Source organism: Thermosyntropha tengcongensis (assembly GCF_055381335.1).
The window spans coordinates 1326035-1348352 of sequence record NZ_AP042437.1; the positions used below are offsets into that span (position 1 = coordinate 1326035).

Consider the following 22318-nt stretch of genomic DNA (forward strand, 5'->3'; position numbering starts at 1 on the left):
CCTTTAACCATGGCCCTTTGAACCTACCTCAATTTGGCTGCTAACTTTTCTTCCAGGTTGCTCAATATCTTCTGTACCACTTCATTTACCTCTTCATCTGTTAAAGTGCGTTCACTGGACTGGAATTTTAGCCGGAAAGCCATGCTCTTATAGCCAGGGGTAATCTGTTCACCGGTATAGAGGTCAAAAACAATTACCTCTTTCAGGATAGTATGATCACTTTCCCGGATTACCTCAACCGCTTCCCCGGCTGTTACTTCATGTTTGAGCAGTACGGCAATGTCCCTTTCCACTGCTGGATATTTGGTTATGCTTTCCATCATGCGCTTGCCCTGGCTAAGTTTAAACAGCACATCAACATCAAATTCAAAAACACAGGCCCTGTCCCGCAGTTCGAAATTGGCACCTGTTTCAGGATGGATTTCCCCAATAAAGCCAATATTCTCGCCTTTTGCCCACACTTCGGCCGCTCTTCCCGGATGCAGGAAAGGATAAGAAGCCCTCCTGAACTGATATTCATGTATCCCCAAACGGCGCAGCATATCCTCAACAATCCCTTTAAGGAAGAAGAAATCCATTTCCACCTTGTGTTTCAGCCAGTTTATATCATTAGTTCCTGCAACTGCTGCCCCTACCTTTAACCTTTCTTCCGGCAGGTTTTTCTCCTGCGGATAAAATACCGCCCCTATTTCAAAAAAGGCCAATCCGCTGTTTTTGCGCGCAAAGTTGCGGCTCAAGTTTTCCAAAAGCCCCGGCAGGAGCAGGGTGCGCATTACACTCTGCTCTTCCGACAAGGGATTGGCTATCCTTACCGTATTCCGGAGGCTGCTGTCCAAAGGCAGCCTAAGCCGGTCAAAAAGAACGGGGCTTATAAAGCTGTAATTAACTACCTCATACAGGCTCTCGGCCATAATGCTTCTGATATTTTCCCTGAAAGCCTGATAGGGGTTTAATCCTCCTACCGTAGTATCACCGCAGGGAAGCCCGGAAGGTATGTTGTCATAGCCATAAAGCCTGGCCACTTCTTCGATAAGGTCTACTTCCCGGGTTATATCCGGACGATAGGTGGGAATCTCCACTATAAAGCCGTCGCTCTCCTCTTCCACTGCAAAGCCAAGGCTCTCCATGTATTTTCTGACTTCCCCGGCCTCAAGCTCAGTACCTAAAAGATAATTTACCCTGTCTACCCGGAGTTTTATTTTCTTGCTGGCTACCGGCTGCGGATAAACATCGACTATTCCCTTAACTACTTCCCCTCCTGCCAGCTCCTGAATAAGTTCAGCAGCCCGGTTTATGGCATAAATAACCCCGTTAGGGTCAGCGCCTTTTTCAAAACGGACAGAAGAATCACTGCGCAGCGCCAGTTTCCTGGAAGTTTTCCTTATATTGCCCGGCGCAAAATTGGCCGACTCCAGCATAACGGTGGTGGTATTGTCATTTATCTCCGTATTAAGCCCTCCCATTATGCCAGCCAGAGCTACTCCTCTATCTCCATCACAGATGAGCAGCATTTCTTCATCCAATTCCCGTTCCACCCCATCCAGGGTAGTAAACTTTTCCCCTCTTTTAGCCCTGCGCACATTAATCTCCCGGGCAGTAAAAAGATTGTAGTCAAAAGCATGCAGCGGCTGGTTGGTTTCCAAAAGGACATAATTGGTTACATCAACTACATTATTTATCGGCCTTATGCCTGCTTTTCTAAGCTTCTCCTGCATCCACTCCGGAGAAGGCTTTATCTTTACATTTTTTATCACACGGGCTGCATAGCGCAGGCAAAGTTCAGGTTCAGCAATATTAACCTTTATGTAGTCATTTACATCTTCATCATTTTCCCTAATGTTTACCTCAGGCATCCGAACCCTGCTCCCGGTTACAGCTGCCACTTCCCTGGCCAGGTTTATCATACCCAGGCAGTCTCCCCGGTTGGGGGTAAGGTCCAGTTCTATAACCTGGTCCCCGTCATCTGTTTTTTCTATCCCCTCCACTGCTATGCCAGCCATGGTAAGCTTATGGGCCAGTTCTTCAGCTGAACAATCAAAATCCACATATTCCCTAAGCCACTTTATCGATACTCCCATTTTTCCATCCTCCTAAAACTGAGTTAAAAACCGCTTGTCATTTTCAAAAAACAGCCTCAAGTCGTTTATGCCGTATTTAAGCATAGCAATCCTTTCTACCCCCATGCCGAAAGCAAATCCCGTAACTTTCTGGGGATCATAACCGCCATACTCCAGCACCCGGGGATGTACCATGCCAGCTCCCAGGATCTCAAGCCATCCGGTGTAAGAACATACCCGGCAGCCTTCCCCTCCGCATATCACACAGGAAATATCCATTTCCGCACTTGGTTCTGTAAACGGGAAAAAGCTGGGTCGATAACGTACCCGCACTTTTTCGCCAAATACCTTCTTGGCAAAAAGCATCAAGGTACCTTTAAGATGGGCAAAAGTTATCCTTTCATCTATAACCAGTCCTTCAATCTGATGGAACATAGGAGAATGGGTAGCATCATCGTCCCTTCTATAAACCCTCCCCGGCACAATAATCTTTACTGGAATCTGGGGGGCCATTTTTTCCATGGTTCTTATCTGTACCGGAGAAGTATGGGTTCTTAAAAGGATTTCCTCCGTTATATAAAAAGAATCCTGCATATCCCGTGCCGGGTGGTCTTTTGGAATATTCAAGGCCTCAAAATTGTAGTAGTCAGATTCCACCTCCGGGCCTTCTGCCACAGCAAAGCCCATACCGGTAAAAATAGTCCTTATTTCTTCCATTACCTGGGTCAAAGGATGTTTGCGTCCTTTTAAAAGAGGAAGCCCGGGTAGTGTAACATCAACTGCTTCCTGGCTCAAGCGGAGCTCCAGCTCTTTTTTCTTCAGCTCTTTTTCTTTTTCTTCCATCATCTGTTCCAGAGCATTTTTGACTTCATTGGCCAGTTTGCCAACTTCGGCCCTTTCTTCCGGAGGAATATCTTTAAGCTTTTTTAATATCATGGTTATTTCGCCTTTGCGGCCCAGCGTTCTAACTTTAAGTTCATTAAGTTCATCCAGGTTGCTTATTTCCCTTAGCCTCTCTTCAGTCTGAACCCTGATCTTTTTCAGTTCACCTGTCATTCCCTTTTGCCTCCTTATCATAAAAAAATGTGCCTTTAAAATGCACATAACTATTTATAAAAATAAAAAAACTTTCTTCCCCAAGGGACGAAAGTTTTTCCGCGGTACCACCCTAGTTAGCCGGCCTTTCAATAAAGGCACAGCTCACTCGAAGCCGATAACGGCGGCTGCCGGCCAGGCCTACTCCTCTTTCAGCCTGCTGCTCCCAGGCGAATTCGCCTGCCATCCCCTTAGCCGCACTTCCAGTCACGATGCAGCCTCCCTGGAAGGTTACCTGCAGGCTACTCTTCCTGTTCATCGCCTTTTTAGTCTATTGCATCATAATCATTTTATACAGGAGGTAATAAATAATACAGCCTGTTTTCTCAAAAAGCAGCCATAAGCTTTGAGCTGGATCTCCCATCTTGCCCCCACCCTTCCACCTGATGTGGAATTTGAACCCATAATAATTATAACATATCGTGATATGCCCAACAACCCACATCAGGCATTTCTGGCCGCAAATGCCCTGCTTAAAATTATAGCACAGGCAACAGCGGCATTCAACGAATCTGCTTTAGGGTTCATGGGAATAGTAAAAAACTGATCACACAATTCTTTTACAGCCGGGCTTATGCCATTAGCCTCACTTCCTATGACTATCACCCTGCGCCCGCTGTAATCCACATTTTCATAGGAAATGCCACCTTTTACATCAGTCCCCATAAAAATATACCCTTTATCCTTAAGCATATATAAATCTTTTTCTCCAACATCAGGAACTACCGGCACATGTAAAATACCTCCCATACTGGAACGTACCACCTTGGGGCTGAAAGGATCTGCTGACCCTTTGGTAAGCATAACCCCTCCTGCCCCAAAAGCCCAGGCACTGCGGATAATAGTCCCCACATTTCCAGGATCAGCGACTCCATCCAAAAGTACCAGCAGTTTATCATCTCCTGTTAAATCTTCTGCGGAAGCCCTGGGAATAGAGGCAACAGCTGCCACTCCCTGGGGAGTTTCAGTATCACATATATGTTTCATAAGTTTTTCATCTACCACATACCAGTTAATATGGGGATATTTTCCAGCCAAAACCTTATATTCCTCAGCCCATCTATCCTCCACAAAAATGCTCTGCACAATCGGGGGTGAAAACAGCAAGGCCTCATCAATCATCTTTCGCCCTTCAATTATAAAAAGCCCCTCTTTAACCCTGTTCTTGCGGTTTTTAAGTTTAGCTGCCTGTTTTACCTGAGGATTTTCCCTGGAAGTTATAGCTTTCATACCTTTCACCTTAAATGCTCATATATATAATAAAAGTATGGCAGAAAAGCCATACTTTTAGATAAATTATTTCACGCTTTGTTTGGCAAGTTCCGCTAATTCCTTAAATCCCTGCGGATCATTCACAGCCAGATCAGCCAAAACCTTGCGGTCGATATTTACACCTGCCAGTTTAAGGCCATGCATCATACGGCTGTAAGTAGTTCCGTTTTCTCTGGCAGCAGCATTTATACGAGCAATCCACAGTTTGCGGAATTCTCTTTTCTTAAGCTTACGGTGGGCATAAGCATAATTTCCGGATTTCCAAACCTGCTGTTTAGCTACCTTATAGAGCTTTGATTTACTGCCCCAGTAGCCCTTGGCCATCTTCAAGATTTTTTTATGTCTTTTGCGCCTGATTATACCATTTTTTACCCTTGGCATTTAATAACACCTCCTATTCCTATTTGTAAGGCAGAAGCTTAGAAATTCTCTTGGTTTCAACCTTGCTTACCAGAGCAGGCTGACGAAGCCTTCTTTTTCTCTTGGGAGTTTTATGGCCTAAAAGATGGCTGCCATATGCTCTTTCTCTTTTTATCTTCCCACTGGCAGTTTTTCTGAATCTTTTGGCGGCACCCCGGTGGGTTTTCATTTTAGGCATTATTTTTTTCCTCCTTCTTTTCATTTTCTGGCTTAGGTGCTAAAACCATAACCATATTTTTTCCCTCCATCTTGGGGGGCTTTTCCATATTGGAAAGATCAGACAGCTCTTCTGCAAAGCGCAGACACAGCTTTTCCCCTAATTCTGGATGCGTAATCTGTCTTCCCTTAAAAACTATCGTAACCTTCACCTTGTCCCCAGAGTTTAAAAACCTGCGCGCATTTTTAGCCTTAACCATAAGGTCATGTTCTTCAATACCTGGACGCATTTTGATTTCCTTGACTTCAATAACCTTCTGTTTTTTACGGGCTTCCTTTTCCCTTTTGCTCTGTTCAAACTTGAACTTTCCGTAATCCATCAAACGGCAAACCGGAGGTTTGGCCATGGGTGCTATTTCCACCAGATCAAGGCCTCTTTCCATAGCTACATCCAGAGCTTCCTTAAGAGACACAATCCCAATCTGTTCGCCATTTTCACTGATAAGCCTTACTTCTTTGGCCCGTATTTCTTCATTAATTCTCCAATCCTTACTGATAAGAAGTTCACCTCCTAAAAATATAAAAGCGAGTTCGCATGAACTCGCTTCCTTTCCTCATCGAGGCACAGAAACAGGCACACCCTGCCTGTGCATACTCTTCAATCCAAAACCATTACCTTACGAACCGAAGTTGTAAGGTGAGAAGCGAAGCTCCTGCTTAGTACCGAATAAGAGTATAACATATATAAAATTTTGTCGCAAGCATTTTAGGCTTTAATTATACAATCGCTTTCTCTTCTATTTCCTTTATCAGCATATCCTTAAACTCTGCAACAGGTTTTACCCCCATATCGCCGAGTTTTCTATGCCTTACCGCTACCTGGCCGCTTTCACATTCATTATCCCCTACTACCAGAAGATAAGGGATTTTTTGAAGCTGCCCTTCCCTTATTTTGTATCCTACCTTTTCACTGCGCAAATCGCCTTCCACCCTGATACCTGCATTTTTAAGCTCTTCTACCACTTTATTCGCATATTCATGGTGCCTTTCGGCTACCGGGATAACCCTTACCTGCACAGGAGCGAGCCAGGCCGGGAAAGCACCGGCAAAATGCTCGGTCAATATGCCGATAAACCTTTCAATACTGCCGTAAACTACCCGGTGCACCATGACCGGACGGTGTTTTTCCCCATCTTCACCTATATAGGTAAGGTCAAATTTCTCCGGCATCTGAAAATCAAGCTGAATAGTTCCACACTGCCAGGTGCGGTCCAGCGAATCTTTAAGGTGGAAGTCAATCTTGGGGCCGTAAAATGCTCCATCCCCTTCATTCACCTTATATTCAAGCCCCTTCTCATTTAAAGCCTGGATAAGGGCATTGGTAGCCAGCTCCCATATTTCATCAGAACCCATAGCTTTTTCAGGTTTGGTGGAGAGCTCTACATGATAGCTGAAGCCAAAAAGGCTGTAAAAACGGTCGACCAGGTCGATGACACCTTTAATCTCATCTATAATCTGCTCAGGACGCATGAAAATATGCGCATCATCCTGAGTAAAAGCCCTTACCCTCATAAGCCCATGCAGGACCCCGGAAAGCTCATGCCGGTGAACAAGCCCCAGTTCACAGGTGCGCAGAGGCAAATCCCGGTAGCTGTGCAGGTTTTGTTTGTAAACCAGCATGCCTCCTGGACAGTTCATAGGCTTTATAGCATAATCTTCACCATCTATCTGGGTAAAATACATATTTTCCTTATAATGGTCCCAGTGTCCTGATCTCTCCCACAGTTCGCGGTTTAAAATAATGGGGGTCTTTATTTCCTGATACCCGGCTTTCATATGTTCTTCCCGCCAGAATTTTTCCAGTTCATTGCGCAAAATCATGCCCTTGGGCAGGAAAAACGGAAAGCCTGGCCCTTCTTCCAGAAGCACAAAAAGCCCCAATTCTTTCCCTAATTTGCGGTGGTCGCGCTTTTTAGCTTCTTCCAGTTTGGTCAAATAATCATCCAGCATTGACTTCTTGGGGAAAGAAGTGGCATATATCCTCTGCAGCATGGGATTCTTTTCACTGCCTCGCCAGTAGGCACCTGCCAGGCTCATAAGCTTAAAAGCGTTTACCCTCCCGGTAGAAGGAAGGTGAGGTCCGGCACAGAGGTCCACAAACTCTCCCTGTTCATAAATGCTTATAATTGCATCCTCCGGCAGGTCATTAATAAGCTCAACCTTATATTTTTCGCCCTTTTCTTCAAAGAACTTCAAGGCTTCTTCCCGGGAAAGCTCTTTCCTTATTATCGGATAGTCAGCGTCAATAATCTTTTTCATCTCTTTTTCAATCGCTTCCAAATCATCGGGGCTAAACTTGTGGCTGCTGTCAAAATCATAATAAAAACCTTTATCAATAGCCGGCCCTATAGCCAGTATGGTATCCGGCCACAGCCTTTTTACCGCCTGAGCCATAATGTGAGCCGAAGTATGCCGGTATACTTCCTTTCCTCTTTCATCATCAAAAGTAACAATCTCCAAAGTGCCGTCTTCAAAAACTTCCCGGTTTAAATCTACCAGCTCCTCGTTGAAAACAGCAGCTACTGCGTTTTTAGCCAGTTTAGGGCTTATATCTTCCGCCACCTTCATAAGGGTTATCCCTTCCGGATATTCCCTTATGCTGCCATCCTTCAGCGTAATCTTTATCATGCTATGTATACCTCCTGCTTTTACACAAGTCTAAATGCCAAAAGGGAACAAAACCAAAAACAAAACCTGGACAAGCCCAATCAAAAGCCCCAGAACCCCGCCCAAAATTTCAATAAACCTTATTTCAGGTGATGATACATTTTTTATCATCGCTTCCAGCTGATCCAGGTCAAATCCGTTTATTTTATCTTCCACCATTTTCTTTATGTCTACTTCCTCGGCGAGATAGTCGCGCCCGGAAGACATAACCTGCCTTATAAGCCCTGGAGCTTCCTGTCTTAACATGCGTTCCAGGTTGTCTGTAATCAAGCGGGTAATTTTTCCAGGCAAAATGCTGGGAAGTACCGTATCAATCTTGTTTCTCGCAATTTCTGCCAGCTTGTCCGCAATCTTAAGATGCACATCCGGATTATCTATGCGGTCCATAAGCTCGTCCATGGAGAGAAGCTGTTCCTCCACCAGTGTCCCTACACTGGCTGCAATATCAGCCTGCCTTTTAGGCAAAAGCCCCTGCAGGGTAAAAAAGCCAAAATTTATCGGCCTTTTAGGCCAAAACAGAAGTTTTATGGCGATAACATTGGTAAGATAACCAATAAAAGCGCTTATAAGGGGTATAACTATAAAATGGAGCATATTTACCACCTTATTCTATTTTTACTTATCGAATATAACAAATTTTGCAATATACCGCAAGCATCTTTTAACCAGCCATTATACCCCTTTGGTTACCAGTTAAAATCCCTATCTTCCCTGAAAAGGCAGGAGCTGCAGCCCGGACAAATATGAATACGGTCAGCAAACACCTTTTTAATTATATCCAGGGCTTCTTTATTGCGCCGGCATTTTTCGACATTATGCAGGACTATCCTGCGGGGAGCGATAGTTATGAGCACACTTATAAGCATATCATCCAGGCTTATCTCATCAGCGCAAAGATCCCGATAATAATCTATATACTTTTCCTCTACCGCGTCCCCGTTTTTATCCCAGAAATAAAAGCTTCCATTTTCCCCCAGCATAATATTTACTTCATAAGTTTTGGGAACCTGAGAATTGACGAAATACTTAAGAAGCCTTATAAATTCATTATATTCTTTCTCATTTTTAAACTCCTCCAGGGCAATTTCTACCGCACAGCTTATCTCCTGCAGATAATCAGGCAGGCAGAAATGGATAAATCCGTCAACTATAATCCGCTCGCTCTGTTTTATATGTTCCAGAACCCGTCCGGTTATCCTGTTTTTGCGGTTGAAATTTATAAGCATATTGATACTCTCATTTTCATTAAAATGAGACAAAAAATGAGAAGCCTTCCTGAAAACAGCCTCTCTTTCCAGAGGCCGGTACCTGCGGCACAATTTCAGAACCTTTTTCCATAAAAGCTTTTCTTCCCAGTCTTTTATAATATGTTCCGCTAGTATTTCCGCTATTTGATGCTGGAAAATATGCACTATATCTTCTTCCTTAAAAACCTCATCCCTCTTTTTCCCCTGCAGCTTCAGATATATAAAGTCATAATCCTTTCCTTTATATATATCTATTTTTACATAATATCCCTTTTGCTTAATCCAGCACAGCCTTTTATCAAACTCGTTTATCCAGCCGCCATTTTCCAGTACTGTTGCGACTTCATACTGATAAAACATAAAAAAACCTCCGGTTTAAATTACTCTATAATTATATGATTGGCCAGTTTTCATTATTCAATACTTCATCATCGCCAAATACAGCTTATACATCTTAAATATAATTTTTATCAAAAAACTGAAGGAAAATAACATTTTATCGATAATATATTAAGAATCAGTCGAAAAATTTAACTTTTTAACCTGACCTGCAAAATAAAATTCCATTATAATTAAAAATGCCTAAAAATTTTTTTGAGGTGACATTATGGATATTGCAGTAATCATAGGTCTTTTACTAGGTCTCTTTGCACTCATAGGCGGTATGATAGCCAAAGGAGCCAATATCGCCATACTTATCAATCCGGCAGCTATAATCATAATATTTGTAGGGACTACAGCTGCCATATTTAACGCTTTTCCCATGAAAGAATTAAAAAGGATTCCGGCTTTATTTAAAATCATATTCACCGAACCCAAAAGAGAAGATCCGGCTGAACTGGTAAAAATGATTGTCGAACTTGCCCAGCAGGCAAGAAAAGAAGGGCTTTTGTCCCTGGAAGCCAGGCTTCCCGAAATTGAGGACCCTTTTATCCGCAAAGGTCTACAGCTCATAGTCGACGGCCAGGACGAACAGTTCCTGCGCGACTATCTGGAAACTGAAATCGCCACCATGAGTGAAAGACATCAGTCAGGAGCTCTTGTATTTACTCAAGCAGGTACATATGCTCCTACCCTGGGAGTTATGGGGGCAGTTGTAGGCCTGATAGGTGCCCTTGGCCATCTGGATGATACCAAAAAATTGGGTGCTTCCATATCCGCAGCTTTCGTGGCTACCCTTTTTGGGATATTCAGCGGCTATGTAATGTGGCACCCATTTGCTACCAAACTTAAAAGAAAATCCGAAGAGGAAGTAGTTATTAAAACCATGCTCCTGGAAGGGCTTATTTCACTGCAGAGCGGAAATAACCCCATACAGATAAAAGAAAAAATGATGGTCTTCTTAACCCCTGAAGAAAGGAAGAAACTGGAGGAAGAATAATGGCCAAAAGACACAAGAAACATGAAGAACACATTGATGAAACCTGGCTAATCCCTTATGCGGATATGTTAACATTGCTTCTTGCCTTATTTATAGTATTATTTGCCATGAGCCAGGTGGACCAGCAAAAATTTGAAGAGTTTAAAAGAATGCTGCAGTCCCTTTTTGCCGGCGGCCCCGGCATCATGACTACCGGGAAAGCGCTGGTAGAGGAAGGGGAAAAACCGGATACCGAAAACCCTCCTACCCAAAGCCTTATCGAAACCCAAAAGCTTCAGCAGTATAAAGAAGCCCTGGACCGCTATTTCAAGGAACAGGGCATTGAAAAACTGGTAACCACCACAGTAAATGAAAAAGGCTTGCAGATAATAATACAGGATGTGGCCCTTTTTGATTCCGGGAAAGCAGATATAAAACCGGAAGCCATGCCGATATTGAGAGACCTGTCAGTAATACTGGCTTCCCTGGACAACAACATAGAAGTCTCCGGGCACACTGACAACCTGCCCATCCACACTCCCCAGTTCCCTTCCAACTGGGAGCTCAGCACCCAGAGGGCGCTTAATGTAATGAAATTTCTCCTGCAAAATCCGGATCTTGACCCGGCCAGGTTCTGCGTGGTAGGCTACGGCGAATACCGCCCCCGTGCCAACAATGCTACGGTACAGGGGAGAGCCATGAACAGAAGGGTTGAGCTTTTAATTCTCAGGAAATACAAAATAGAAGATTTTTCAAACTTCCCCACTACTTAAGCAGCACAAAGCCAAAACCTGAAGGGTGGTAAAAAAGAAAACCACCCTTTTTTCATGTACATATTACACCGTTCCTGACATATATATTTAAAAAATAGCCGAAAGGAGCCAGCACATTGCTGATTTACGTCAGGAAAAAATCAGCTTTTTTTATGCTGTCCTGTCTTTTCATTATCTGCTTTTCCATTGGAGCCTACAGGCTTACCCTGCATCCCAACATGGAAAACTGGAAGCGGGAAAAAATAATTATTACGGAAGTCGCCACTGACCAGAAAATTCTGGCCCTCACCTTTGATGACGGGCCTGATCCCATAAATACCCCTCTTCTTTTAGACTTTTTAAAAAAACATCAGGTTAAAGCCACTTTTTTTGTACTGGGAAAATATGCCGAAAAGTATCCCTCAATTATAAAGCGGATGGCTGAAGAAGGGCATGAAATAGGCAACCACAGCTTTTCCCACCCCGACTTTAACCGGGAAAACCGCCAAGCTATACAGGAACAAATAAAAAAGACCAATCAAATAATATTGAGTTTAACCGGCAGCAAACCCCGTTTTTTCCGCCCCCCCGGTGGATACCTTTCCTATGAAATGGTAGATCTGGTAAAGGAGGAAAAAATGATCATAGGTTACTGGAGCTATATTCAGGACCCGAAAGACTGGCAGGGCAAAAAAGCGGAACAAATAGCAGGTTATATAATAAACCATGTAAAGCCAGGACAAATAATTATCCTGCATGATGGAGGCCCTAACGGGGGAGAAACCGCCCTGGCTGTTGATATTTTGGTGCCTGCGCTAAAAAAAGAGGGATACAGCTTTGTAACCCTAACTGAACTTACAGCTGCAGAAAAAAGTAATAAAAATTTTCCATAAGCCATAAAATTGCAAAAAGCGCAAAATCAAGGAGGCTAAAACTATGCCTAAAATGGTCGGATTTTATTATTTCCGCAAAAAAACCCTCCTGGCACTGATATTTCTTTTAAGCTTTGTCCTTATCGCCAGCAGTGTTCTGGTAGTGGAAGCCTACAACAGGCAAAAACCAATCTACGAGGTGAGAACCGACAAAAAAATAATTGCCCTCACCTTCGACATTAGCTGGGGCAACCAAACTCCCCTGCCGGTGCTGGATATTCTAAAAGAAAATAACATTCAGTGCACCTTCTTTCTCTCCGGCCCCTGGGTAAGGCAGTATCCGGATATCGCAAGCCGCATAAAGGAAGACGGACATGAAATAGCCAGCCACGGACACCGCCATATCAATTTAAGCCAGCTCAGCAAAGCAGAAATAAAGGAAGAAGTAAAAGAGGCTCATAAGGCCATAAAAGAGGTAACCGGGGTAGATGCCAAACTTATCCGCACCCCCAACGGTGATTACAAAAACCATGTGATTGAGGCTATCCATGAATGTGGCTATGAGGCTATCCAGTGGGGAACCGATTCTCTGGACTGGATGAATCCGGGAGTAAACACCATCATCGAAAGGGTTACCAAAAAAGCGCATCCCGGGGATATAATACTCATGCATGCCAGCGACACCTGCAAGCAAACTGCCGAAGCCCTGCCGGTAATAATAAAAGAGCTGAAAAAACAGGGCTATCAGTTCGTTACTGTTTCTGAACTGCTTGAAGAAGCCAAAACCGATGAAGATAAAATAAATTAAAAAGGGGGTTTTCCCTTTTTTATTTTCCATATAAATGCTAGATAAAAAGCATCTTGTTCTTTTCGATATATTCCCCTTCTGAAGTCCACACCATGGAAGGGGAAAGGAGAAAATCAAGAAACGCCTTTTTTAAACCATTAAGGCTTTCCCCTTTGCGGACTATAACTTCAGTATCCCAGCTGAACCTGATATCTTCCCCTTCCAGTTTCAGCTCTTTAAGCCTTCCCTCTTTAATCTCCCTTTCCACTACCGGATAAGGGATTATAGCCAATCCTATGTTGTTCAAAACAGCCTGTTTCATGCCTTCCCAGCTGGTTATCTCCATCACAATATTAAGGTTGCTCAAATCATATCCCACGCTTTTCAGATAAGAATTAAAAAAATAGCGCAGGCTGGATTCTTCTTCCCGGGTAATAAAAGGTTCTTTCCTCAATTCCTCAATATTTATATTTTCAACCTCCCGCCATCTACGGTTGTTGGGGGCTACCAGAACCAGCTTGTTGGCAGAAACCTTGTGCCTTTCTATATCCAGGGTACTGCTTATATCCCCTTCTATTACCCCTATATCAAGGCTTCTTTCCCTCAAGGCTTCTATGATTTCTTCAGACTGCGCTATATTAAGCCTTATATAAGCATCAGGGTTTTGAGTTTTAAAAAACCTTATGGCTGAAGGCAAAAAATAGTTGCCGGGAGAATAAGTAGCCCCCAGTTTTATAACTTCTCTGGACGAACCGCTTATTCTCGCAAGTTCCCTTTCCATTTCTGCAAAAAGCTCCAGTATCTTTTCCCCATACTCGTAAAACTTCCTGCCTGCTTCCGTAAGCTTTACCCCTCCGCTCCCCCGCTCAAAAAGCTCGACATTGTAGTATTTTTCCAGAAGCTTAATCTGGGTGCTTATTGCCGGCTGGGTAAAATTAAGGAGCTTGGCCGCTCTGGTGAAACTTCTTACCTGGGCAATAGTCCTGAAAATTTCAAATTGCTCGATATTCATCCATAACCCCTCCCCGTTCTTAAGTTTTTTTCTCTATAAACCTTTTCTGGAGATAAAAAAATCTATGCTTCATAACATAAATCTTTTATACCGAAGCATAGATCTTGCAAGCATAAATCCTGCCAAGTAATAATTTTATCTATATTCTGTTATTACTAAATTTTATTACATTTTCTAGCAAATAGCAATAATATATAAGAAATTTATACCATAAAATAGAATATTATTCTATATATTACAATATAGCCCATTTTATTTCAGCATAAGCATCTCTTCCATAATCTCCAGCACTGTCCGGCTGGTTACCGTACTTATGCGGATACTGTCCTCATCGAACATAAAAAGCAGATTATCATAAAGTCCTGCACTTACCAGCAGGCATCCGCTGCTTATAAGCCCTTCCTTTTTGTCATTTATAAGCATCTCAAGGACAGCAATGCTCCGGGGAAGCAGAAAAAGCTGCCCCAGCAGGGCATACTGCCCTTTAAGCTTATATATCCCCCCGTTTGCCTCACCATCTATTACCCCTTTCTCCTCAAGCCTTTGCATAATGAGAGGGATTTTATCCCGGGGAGGAAGTTCATAACGGTAGTTATTGACCATCATCTTAAGCAGGCTGTTTGGCAAAAGGCTCTGCATCATGCCTGCAATTTCTCCAATAGCAACCTCTTCTTTTTCCTCCCTTTCCCCCCAGTAGCTGCCCATTGCCTGCCTGCGCCGCCAGTCTATGAGGCTTAAGAATGCCAGAGTCTCCTCTTTATCCAGAACCACATCTATGCCAGCATTTTTAATATCTGAAAGGCCGGTAAAATGTATCAACTCAGCCATCACCGGCTCCAGGCTATCCAAAGGCTCAATCCCCACATCCCCCATCCGGTTTTCAAGCAGGACCAGCCTATCCCCTTTCCTGTAAGTGTATTTTTCCACAACCAGAAAGGGGGTCTCTAACACCAGACGGGCGCATTTCTCGGGATCAGCCGCCGTCTTAAGGATATCAGCCAGGCTATCTTCCACCCTGCCGTCTGCCAATACCCCTTTTCCCTTTAACAGTTCCTCTTCATCCCCCTCTAGTTCAGCCTTTATATTGTTAAAAAAACCAAGGGGATTGCTATTTGCAAAAAAACTGCCCAGAAACTTAAGTTCACGCAAGGTAAAATTCATCTTCTATTCCCCTCCTTACTCAAATATCAGCCTATTCCAGGGCCTTCTTGATGGGATCTCCCACCACCGGTTTTACCACAAACTCATCAGTAAGGCCGCTCGCAATCCTGGTAAGGCTTCCTTTGTTAACCAGGACATGTTTGCTGGTCGACAGTATATTGACCGGACCTTCGGGAAGCTTTACAGGAGGAGCGCTGCTGGTGAGTTTATCGGTAATAGTCCCCACTCCGGCTTTCAGGGTTCCATCCACCAGGCCCTGCATACCTGCAGCCTTCCAGTTTTCGCCTCTTAAAGCTGCCCCGGCTGTGGAACCTGCCGTTTCCCCGGCTACTGATATTCCCGCTTTTATCAGGGCTGGATTAACGCCTTTTACCGGGCCTTCAATATAATCCAATCCGGCATCAGCTGTTCCCTTGATAGCCCCTTCTACCAGAGAACCCGCGTTTAACCCCTTGTCAGCTGCAGATCCGGCTATCCCTTTGACTAGCTTATATACCGCGCGCACCTTGCTTCCTCCCGGAGTAACAGCTGCCAGGCCGTCAATAGCTACATCAGCCCCTACCTGAACAACCTTGCCTCCCGTTTCCATCACCTGGGCTATGTCGCCAATCCTCTGCCATCTGTCGAAAGCTTCCCTTTCCTTCTCCTGCCTTTCCCTGATAATCCGCATTATCTCGCTATCATCTCTTGTTCCATACTTTCTCCGCATAGCTTCTTTGAACTCTTCCTGCTTGAAGCGGTTATTTATCTCTTCCATAGCTTCTTTCATATAAGGGTCTGGTTCCTGATTTTTCATGCGGTCCTGTTTATTATAAAATTCCTGGAACTCTTTCCCGCGCTGCGCGTCCCGCAAGCGGTCTTCACTGAAGACAAAGCCGGTTTGGGGATCATACCATTCCCCAGAAGCTGGATCTTTTACATAAGTTAAGGTATTCCCGGTCAGGGGATCTGTAATTTCCATAGTTTCAAGCGGAGTTTCTCCCGGTATATTTTTTTCTGTCCTTTCTTCCTGCACTACATCATGTTTGCTATTTTCCCTGCCGTAATCACAGCTGTCCGGCGTTTCTGCGCCTTCAGGCTCTTCCTGCGCTATCTCTTCGGCCTCTTCTTCCTCATATCCCTCATCATAGGTGCTATCCCCTGAAATCTGCCCTTTTTCATCATCCCCGGCTGAAAAAGCATCTTCCTCGTCAGGCTCATCGGTATTGGCCATGGCATCTGCCAGCATAATCATGGCTAGGGTTTCATCGGAAGCATTAGGATACTTTGCCTTATACCAGCTTTTATCCCGCACCCTTTTCTTTTTAGCCTCTCTTTCCCGTTCCTCCCTGGCCTTTCTGGCTTCCTGGAGCACATTTACCACCAGACCTACCAGAGGTGGAAAAAGGATTCCCGCTGCTGCCTGAGCGGCGCTGTCAGGGCCAGGTATATTGCCCACACTGCCTGTACTTCCCAAAACTGTTGCCACAAAAGGCGGCAGGTCTTTTCTTACCATATTCCCCTGCGCCTTGAAAACATAAGTGTTGGCATCAGCTCCCCTTTTTGATGAACCTTCCCGGGTATAATAGGCATTGCCGCTAATATTTATAAAAGCTTTTTCTCCTCCCTTGCGGGACAAAATCACTGTGCCTTCAGCGCTTATCCGCTCTTCCGCGCTCAAGCTGGCAGAGAAAGAAAATCTGGCTTTTACCATCTTCTCAGTTTTCTCTACCACTTCACAATTCTGGGAAAAAGGCATCCCCTTATACCTGCCTATAAGCTCGACAAATCCTTCTTTCTCAAGCACTGCCAGTTCAAAACCATTGAGAACATAGCTGCTGCCGTTTACTGGCCCCATCAGGGTGCTGGTCTTTCTCCCCTCGGCATCTACCAGATAGGTGCCGGTAAAATCAAAAGGTGAAGGTTTGGCCTCCGAAACACTCACATAAAACATAGGCTCTCCCTTTTCATCATAAGAAACTGCTTCCGGCAGTGAAACTGTAATCCTGTAATTTCCCGCCTTTAAAACTATTCCGGGATAAACTGCCCACATTCCATTCGCTGTCGCACCCAGGCTCAAGCCGCTTGCCTTTCCCTGCCATATAAGCTGCCCTGCCTGGTTATAAATCTCTACCATTCCCGGCAGAGCCCCTTCTCCGCCGTTATAAGTGTTGATAAGGACCTCATCCAGCCTGTAATCCTTATCCAGAGCGAAAACCATCGGCTTGGCGCTTTTCTTTGCGCCTGCCAGCATTTCAGGAGTGATTTTTTGCCCTTCTGCCATGCCTTCATGGCCCAGCTGGGAGGAATCTCCCCTCTCCCTTTCTATCCCGGCCATGCTTTTTCCTTTGACAAGAAATTCCCCGGTTGCCCCTTCAGCAGGCTCCAGCCTTAAAACATATTCCCCCTTTGGCAGCACCAGGTTATCTTCCGGCATAGCCACATATACAAAATCGTCCTCATCCCCTCCTGCATCTTGCTTCTCCATCCCTGATACATCCCCGTTCCAGGTGCGGTAAGCCTCCACTTCCCCCAGCCTGGATCCCTGCCTGTCATATATTGCAAGCCTGACCTTTTCACCGGCGTCTTCCCTGTACGGTACATAAATCCCGGTTAAAAGCACATCATCCCTTATCTTATGCCTGAACTCCCCTCCTTCCAAAACAGTCCCGTATCTTCCTTTATACCCTACCGCCATTATCCCTTTATCTCCTGCAGCTACCTGTTCCGTATGCCAGCTTCCTTTCTTGGCTGCCACCCTTTCATAAACAGGCGCTTCCCTCACCGCAGCAGACGCTTCCCTTACCACATCGCCGGCTGCCAAAACCGCCAGGGGAAAAACATACACAAAAACAAACAAAGACAATAGCCCCCAGCAAATCCTGCGGTATTTTTTCATAAAGCCCCCCCTCCTTCCATCAGAGAAAGCAGGATAGAAAGTCCCCCTTCAATATATCCCGGCACTTTGCTCATAAAACTAAAAGATATAATCCACAGCAGGGAAAAGAGGAAAGCTACCCCGGAAGCGGCAATAACATTTTTTATCTCCTGTTTTTCCAGCTTTTTGCCTATTTCCACAGAAGCTGCCGTACCTACTGCCATCAGCCCAGCAGAAACAAAGCTAGCCGTATTTGACCATCCCAGCACAAAAACCGCAATAAACATCATCACCGCAAAGGGAACAAGAAACAAAAGCGCCCCATCTACCGCTTTTTTTATTTCCCCTTTCCCCTTTTCCTTAACCAGGGAACGGTTGGCTATCCTTAAGAAAACTCGCATAAAAAAGATAAAAAGCCAGCCCCAAAAAAATCCCGCTATAAGGCCAAAAGCTATGTTATAAGCTGATAAAGGATTTACCGGATTAGAAAAGGCGCTTATCCCCAAAACCGCAAAACAAAGCATTCCCAGCCAGTTCAAAAAAATCCCCCCTTCTACAGATTCCCCCAGAATGACCAGGAAAAAAGGACTATAACGCTTATTGCTGCTGAAATAACCATGCTCAAAACATTATTCCCCCCGCTCATCTCCCGGATGCCGACCATCATAGGCCCTACCGCCCACAAAACTCCTGTCACCCCAAAAGCTACCGCCGTCTTCCAGCCCAGAAGCAGGGAAAAAATAAGGCCGATAATTCCGTACACCAAAGCTCCCGAATAGCTTAAACACATCGAAGCCACCGCGTCTTTAAGGTTCCTTTCCATACGGAAAGTTTTCAAAAACCCCCATGCGATAACCCCCAGTACCGGTATTACAAGCAGGCCATACAAAAATCCGCTGCCCAGCGCAAGCCAAACATAAGAAAACCCCTTCTGCCCGGTTTTATACAAATCAAGCCCTGTCTGCAGAAAAAACAGGGTAAAAGCAAGAGCAGAAACTCCTGGAGCCAGTGCCCAGTGGCTTTCTGACAAGGCACTTTTCAAAGTTCCCGATGGATTAATCATCATGCCGAAAACCGTGCGGAAAACCTGCATAAAACTGCCCCCTTCCATGTAAAATCATGATTTTTTAAAGCTTCTGGCATTTTTAAGAAAACAATCTGCTAAATTAACAATATGTTTTTTTTCTACGTTAAACAATCCAGATACCTAATTTGTCATTGACATTCAGGCATAAAAAATCCTCCCCATTAAAAAGAGGAGGAAAATACATCATACATCAGTTTTTTTAACAGCCAACAACACAGTTTCGGCCATTTTTCTTCGCTTTGTAAAGATTCTCATCCACATGTTCAATAAGCTCAGCATAATCCTTGATATTATCCACTGGCTCCATTGTATATACCCCGAAACTGGAAGTTATTTTAAGCTCAAGATCTTTATAGGTGAAAACAGCTTCTTCCACCGCTTTTCGCATCCTTTCGGCAACAGTAAAAGCAGCTTTTTTATCCGCATCAGGCAGGCATACCAAAAATTCTTCCCCGCCAAACCTGGCTACCCAATCTTTTTCATTGCGTATATTGTTTTTAAGTATCCCGGCAAACTCCTTTAAAATATAGTCTCCCGCCAGATGTCCATAAACATCGTTAACCTTCTTGAAAAAATCTATATCAGCCATGACTACAGAAAGAGGTTTTTCATTCACCCTGGCCATCACCATTTCTACCGGCAGTTTTTCTAATATATACCTCTTGTTGTAAACCCTGGTAAGCTCATCTGTTACAATAGCTACATTCGCCTCATCCAGAAGCTTTTTTATCTCAACATTTCTGGCCGGTTCCCCATTATCAAAAACCAGGCTTCTCGTAACATCCCTCAGCAGTTCAATAACTACGCTTTGCCCTTCAAAATCAAGCGGTATAGCAGTTACCATAAAAATTTTTTCTTCCGTATACTCAATCTTTATAAAAGTCTCTTTTTCACGGTAAGCCCTTATAGAAATACAGTTGCTGCATACATCATCATGAGTCCAAAAACTGAAACACGGAAAAGAAGCAGCTTCTTTCAGTTCATATGTTTTACTGTCAACAACATTTATAACCTTTTTATTCACCGGATTTACCAGGCGAATATAATCATACATGCTTTCCAAAAGAGCAAGTTTGCTTACCAAACCCTTTATATTCTGGCTAATGCTGTTCATCTTCCCCTATCCCCTTTTTAAAAAATCCCTTTCTATAATTATAAGCTTGCAGACAAATAATTGGCTTTAAAAACACATAAAAAACCTTTTAAAAAATTTTTCAGGTTCTATAATAAATGTTGGGGTAGGAGGGAAATAAAAAGCATTGGGTCGAATACCTGTGTATAATCCCCAAAACACATAAAAGGAGGTATTCTTCCCAATGCAATTTCAGTTTAACAAAAATTTGCTTTTTTTGAAAGATGTAAACATCGACAGTATAAGGCAGTATGATAACTATTATGAGATAAGTATTTCCAAGCCGGTAAGTTCTCATAAATGCCCGGTTTGCGGAACACAGGCTATAAAAATTCATGATTACAGGTATCAACGTATAAAAGATATTCCTTTTTTAAACAAGCCCTTATATTTGTTATACCGCAAACGCCGCTACAGATGTACCGAATGTGGCAAAAGGTTTTATGAAACAGCTGATTTTATTGGCAAATATCAAAGAATGACCCATCGCCTTATTGAAGCTATTATTGAAAAATTAAGAACTAACTACAGCATGACTTCTATAGCTAAAGATTTCGGTATTTCTTCGAGTACGGTAGCCAGAATTTTTGATTATATTTCATATAGTATCAATGAACTTCCGGAAGTCATATCAATTGATGAATTCAAGGGTACTACTGATAAAGGAAAATATCACTGTATATTAGTTGATCCAGTTAACTCAGTTGTTTTAGATATTTTGGACCGGCGTAACTTTGACTTCCTGGTTAAATATTTCAAAAAATTTACCAGCCGGGAAAATGTTAAATATGTGGTTATTGATATGTGGAAACCTTATAAAGAAGCAGTAAAGAAGGTTTTTCCCCAGGCAACCATAGTTATCGACCGTTTTCACTATGTAAGAAACTGTATCTGGGCTATAGATAAAGTTCGTAAATATATTCAAAAGGATCTGCCATATGAGAAAAGTAGATTTCTAAAAAAGAACAGGAAACTTCTGCCCCGTAATCGAAGGAAATTAAGTGATAACGATAAAATAAAACTAGCTAATCTGCTCCGTATAGATGAAAAGCTAAGATTATCATATGTATTAAAAGAAAAATTTATGGATTTTGTGAACGCTGTTAATTCTGCTGACGCTGAAATAAAGCTTAATGACTGGCTTGAGCTGGTAAAAGTATATAATATTGAACAGTTTTCTTATCTTGCCAATACCATTATCAATTGGAAAGAAGAAATATTGAATTCGTTTGATGTGCCTTATACGAATGGATGTGTTTAAGGCTTCAATAATAAAATTAAGCTTATTAAGCGCAATGGTTACGGCTATAGAAATTCCTCCAGATTTAGTAATCGTATACTGCATTGCTGTACATAAAAAGAAGGCAGCAGGTATTTGACCACTACCTGCTCCCCCAACTATTGACAAAGGACCTATTTTAAAAAATTTTATATACATTTGTATATTTCACAGGTTTCTACAGTACAATCAGGCTGAATACTTTTACAATTGGGATCAGAGGAATTTTAGTTATAAAAGTAGTATACGTTTGCTTTTGCAACTTTATTGCTTTTATTTTCTACATACATTTTATTTTATTTCTTAGAAGTTTGTATATGGGATGTAATTAAATTTTAATTTATATTCCATTCCGTAATTATTTAGGAAATGTATTATATATTTATTTAGTTTTAATATTTTTGCTTTATTTATAGGTATTATTATGAAAAATGATGTATAAGTATTAAATAAACTTTTTTGCTCTTCAGTTGGTAAAAATTCGAACAATGGATGGTTATGATCTTTTATAAATTCAATATTTGCTTCGGGATCCAGAAAGTCTTTTTCTGTTAACGCATAATTTAATGCATAGTTTATTTCTTCTATGTTTCCGGTAATTTTTAAGGCCAGTTTGAGTTTCTGCATATTTAATGGGTTTATTTCAATATTTATTCCTAAATCCTCATCAACAAGCATAGCTGATGGGGGTTCCGATATTATTATATCGATAAGTTGTGCGTATATTCTCTGGTCAATGTAAAAATTATTGAAAAAATCAAGTATTTCATTGAAAATATCATATCGTATAATATCATATGTTATATAAATTTCTACAAGTTGTTTTTTATGGTTTTCGTTTTCCTTAAATTGATAATGAAATAAAAGTTTTTGGGTTTTAGCAATTTTTAGTGTTTCTTCTATTTTGTTTTTGTCCTTATTTGAAGTAAAAATAGTCAATTTATGATTATAAGGAATATTTAAAATATTTGCCAGATAATCTTTTTTCAAAATCATAACATTAAATCCCTCCTTCCATGGTTATTTTGGTAATTTAATTATGAAA

At 42.7% G+C, this 22318-nt stretch carries 20 protein-coding genes, 1 pseudogene and 1 other annotated feature; of the genes and pseudogenes, 5 read left to right on the plus strand and 16 right to left on the minus strand.

Translation table 11 applies throughout. The features are described from left to right. Nucleotides 1-23: 23 nt before the first annotated feature. The 9 genes from pheT to ytxC all read right to left on the minus strand — a co-directional run bounded on the left by pheT (nt 24) and on the right by ytxC (nt 9334). Nucleotides 24-2078 (minus strand): phenylalanine--tRNA ligase subunit beta, encoded by a 2055-nt coding sequence (gene pheT, locus ACZ42E_RS06290; protein WP_464891504.1) that lies wholly within the window; start codon nt 2076-2078, stop codon nt 24-26. 12 nt (nt 2079-2090) lie between these two features. Continuing rightward, entirely contained in the window at nt 2091-3113 is a 1023-nt protein-coding gene (pheS, locus tag ACZ42E_RS06295; RefSeq protein WP_464891505.1) for a phenylalanine--tRNA ligase subunit alpha, read from the minus strand. Between the two features lie 80 nt (nt 3114-3193). Beyond that, nucleotides 3194-3420: a binding site (T-box leader), on the minus strand. Nucleotides 3421-3596: 176 nt separating this feature from the next. Next, complete coding sequence (locus tag ACZ42E_RS06300) at nt 3597-4382, minus strand: TrmH family RNA methyltransferase (RefSeq protein WP_464891506.1); 786 nt, start codon at nt 4380-4382, stop codon at nt 3597-3599. 66 nt (nt 4383-4448) lie between these two features. Next, the gene (gene rplT / locus ACZ42E_RS06305; RefSeq protein ID WP_464891507.1) at nt 4449-4805 is read right to left on the minus strand and encodes a 50S ribosomal protein L20; all 357 of its coding nucleotides are present in this window, start codon (nt 4803-4805) and stop codon (nt 4449-4451) included. 19 nt (nt 4806-4824) lie between these two features. Beyond that, a complete protein-coding gene (gene rpmI, locus ACZ42E_RS06310; RefSeq protein ID WP_464891508.1) occupies nt 4825-5022 on the minus strand; it encodes a 50S ribosomal protein L35 in 198 nt (65 codons plus the stop codon). Next, nucleotides 5015-5557 carry a translation initiation factor IF-3 gene (infC, locus tag ACZ42E_RS06315; protein WP_464893499.1) on the minus strand — a complete coding sequence of 181 codons (543 nt, stop codon included), beginning with the start codon at nt 5555-5557 and terminating at the stop codon, nt 5015-5017. The genes rpmI and infC overlap by 8 nt, the downstream gene beginning before the upstream one ends. A gap of 220 nt (nt 5558-5777) precedes the next feature. Next, nucleotides 5778-7688 carry a threonine--tRNA ligase gene (gene thrS, locus ACZ42E_RS06320; protein ID WP_464891509.1) on the minus strand — a complete coding sequence of 637 codons (1911 nt, stop codon included), beginning with the start codon at nt 7686-7688 and terminating at the stop codon, nt 5778-5780. A gap of 30 nt (nt 7689-7718) precedes the next feature. Continuing rightward, complete coding sequence (locus ACZ42E_RS06325) at nt 7719-8321, minus strand: DUF445 domain-containing protein (RefSeq protein ID WP_464891510.1); 603 nt, start codon at nt 8319-8321, stop codon at nt 7719-7721. 92 nt (nt 8322-8413) lie between these two features. Continuing rightward, nucleotides 8414-9334 (minus strand): sporulation protein YtxC, encoded by a 921-nt coding sequence (gene ytxC, locus ACZ42E_RS06330; protein ID WP_464891511.1) that lies wholly within the window; start codon nt 9332-9334, stop codon nt 8414-8416. A gap of 247 nt (nt 9335-9581) precedes the next feature. Here ytxC and motA point away from each other — a divergent pair, with 247 nt between their 5' ends. The 4 genes from motA to pdaB all read left to right on the plus strand — a co-directional run bounded on the left by motA (nt 9582) and on the right by pdaB (nt 12766). After that, complete coding sequence (motA, locus tag ACZ42E_RS06335) at nt 9582-10355, plus strand: flagellar motor stator protein MotA (protein WP_464891512.1); 774 nt, start codon at nt 9582-9584, stop codon at nt 10353-10355. Continuing rightward, entirely contained in the window at nt 10355-11107 is a 753-nt protein-coding gene (locus tag ACZ42E_RS06340; protein WP_464891513.1) for a flagellar motor protein MotB, read from the plus strand. The genes motA and ACZ42E_RS06340 overlap by 1 nt, the downstream gene beginning before the upstream one ends. Before the next feature lie 152 nt (nt 11108-11259). Then, on the plus strand, nt 11260-11979 hold the full coding sequence (locus ACZ42E_RS06345) for a polysaccharide deacetylase family protein (protein WP_464891514.1): 720 nt from the start codon (nt 11260-11262) through the stop codon (nt 11977-11979). 43 nt (nt 11980-12022) lie between these two features. Then, nucleotides 12023-12766 (plus strand): polysaccharide deacetylase family sporulation protein PdaB, encoded by a 744-nt coding sequence (gene pdaB, locus ACZ42E_RS06350; protein ID WP_464891515.1) that lies wholly within the window; start codon nt 12023-12025, stop codon nt 12764-12766. A gap of 37 nt (nt 12767-12803) precedes the next feature. Here the strand turns inward: pdaB and ACZ42E_RS06355 are convergent, their stop codons facing one another. The 6 genes from ACZ42E_RS06355 to ACZ42E_RS06380 all read right to left on the minus strand — a co-directional run bounded on the left by ACZ42E_RS06355 (nt 12804) and on the right by ACZ42E_RS06380 (nt 19976). Continuing rightward, nucleotides 12804-13757, minus strand: coding sequence for a LysR substrate-binding domain-containing protein (locus tag ACZ42E_RS06355; protein ID WP_464891516.1), 954 nt, complete (start codon nt 13755-13757; stop codon nt 12804-12806). Between the two features lie 252 nt (nt 13758-14009). Continuing rightward, entirely contained in the window at nt 14010-14918 is a 909-nt protein-coding gene (locus ACZ42E_RS06360) for a hypothetical protein (RefSeq protein ID WP_464891517.1), read from the minus strand. 31 nt (nt 14919-14949) lie between these two features. Further along, nucleotides 14950-17796 carry a hypothetical protein gene (locus ACZ42E_RS06365; RefSeq protein WP_464891518.1) on the minus strand — a complete coding sequence of 949 codons (2847 nt, stop codon included), beginning with the start codon at nt 17794-17796 and terminating at the stop codon, nt 14950-14952. After that, nucleotides 17793-18314: a hypothetical protein gene (locus ACZ42E_RS06370; protein WP_464891519.1), complete on the minus strand. Its 522-nt coding sequence runs from the start codon at nt 18312-18314 to the stop codon at nt 17793-17795. Before ACZ42E_RS06370 ends, ACZ42E_RS06365 begins: the two co-directional genes overlap by 4 nt. Before the next feature lie 14 nt (nt 18315-18328). Beyond that, nucleotides 18329-18868 carry a hypothetical protein gene (locus tag ACZ42E_RS06375; RefSeq protein ID WP_464891520.1) on the minus strand — a complete coding sequence of 180 codons (540 nt, stop codon included), beginning with the start codon at nt 18866-18868 and terminating at the stop codon, nt 18329-18331. 193 nt (nt 18869-19061) lie between these two features. Beyond that, entirely contained in the window at nt 19062-19976 is a 915-nt protein-coding gene (locus ACZ42E_RS06380; protein ID WP_464891521.1) for a GGDEF domain-containing protein, read from the minus strand. Nucleotides 19977-20178: 202 nt separating this feature from the next. Here ACZ42E_RS06380 and ACZ42E_RS06385 point away from each other — a divergent pair. After that, nucleotides 20179-21351, plus strand: a pseudogene (locus tag ACZ42E_RS06385) (ISL3 family transposase). Nucleotides 21352-21576: 225 nt separating this feature from the next. Here ACZ42E_RS06385 and ACZ42E_RS06390 read toward each other — a convergent pair. After that, the gene (locus ACZ42E_RS06390; RefSeq protein WP_464891522.1) at nt 21577-22269 is read right to left on the minus strand and encodes a hypothetical protein; all 693 of its coding nucleotides are present in this window, start codon (nt 22267-22269) and stop codon (nt 21577-21579) included. Nucleotides 22270-22318 lie beyond the last annotated feature (49 nt).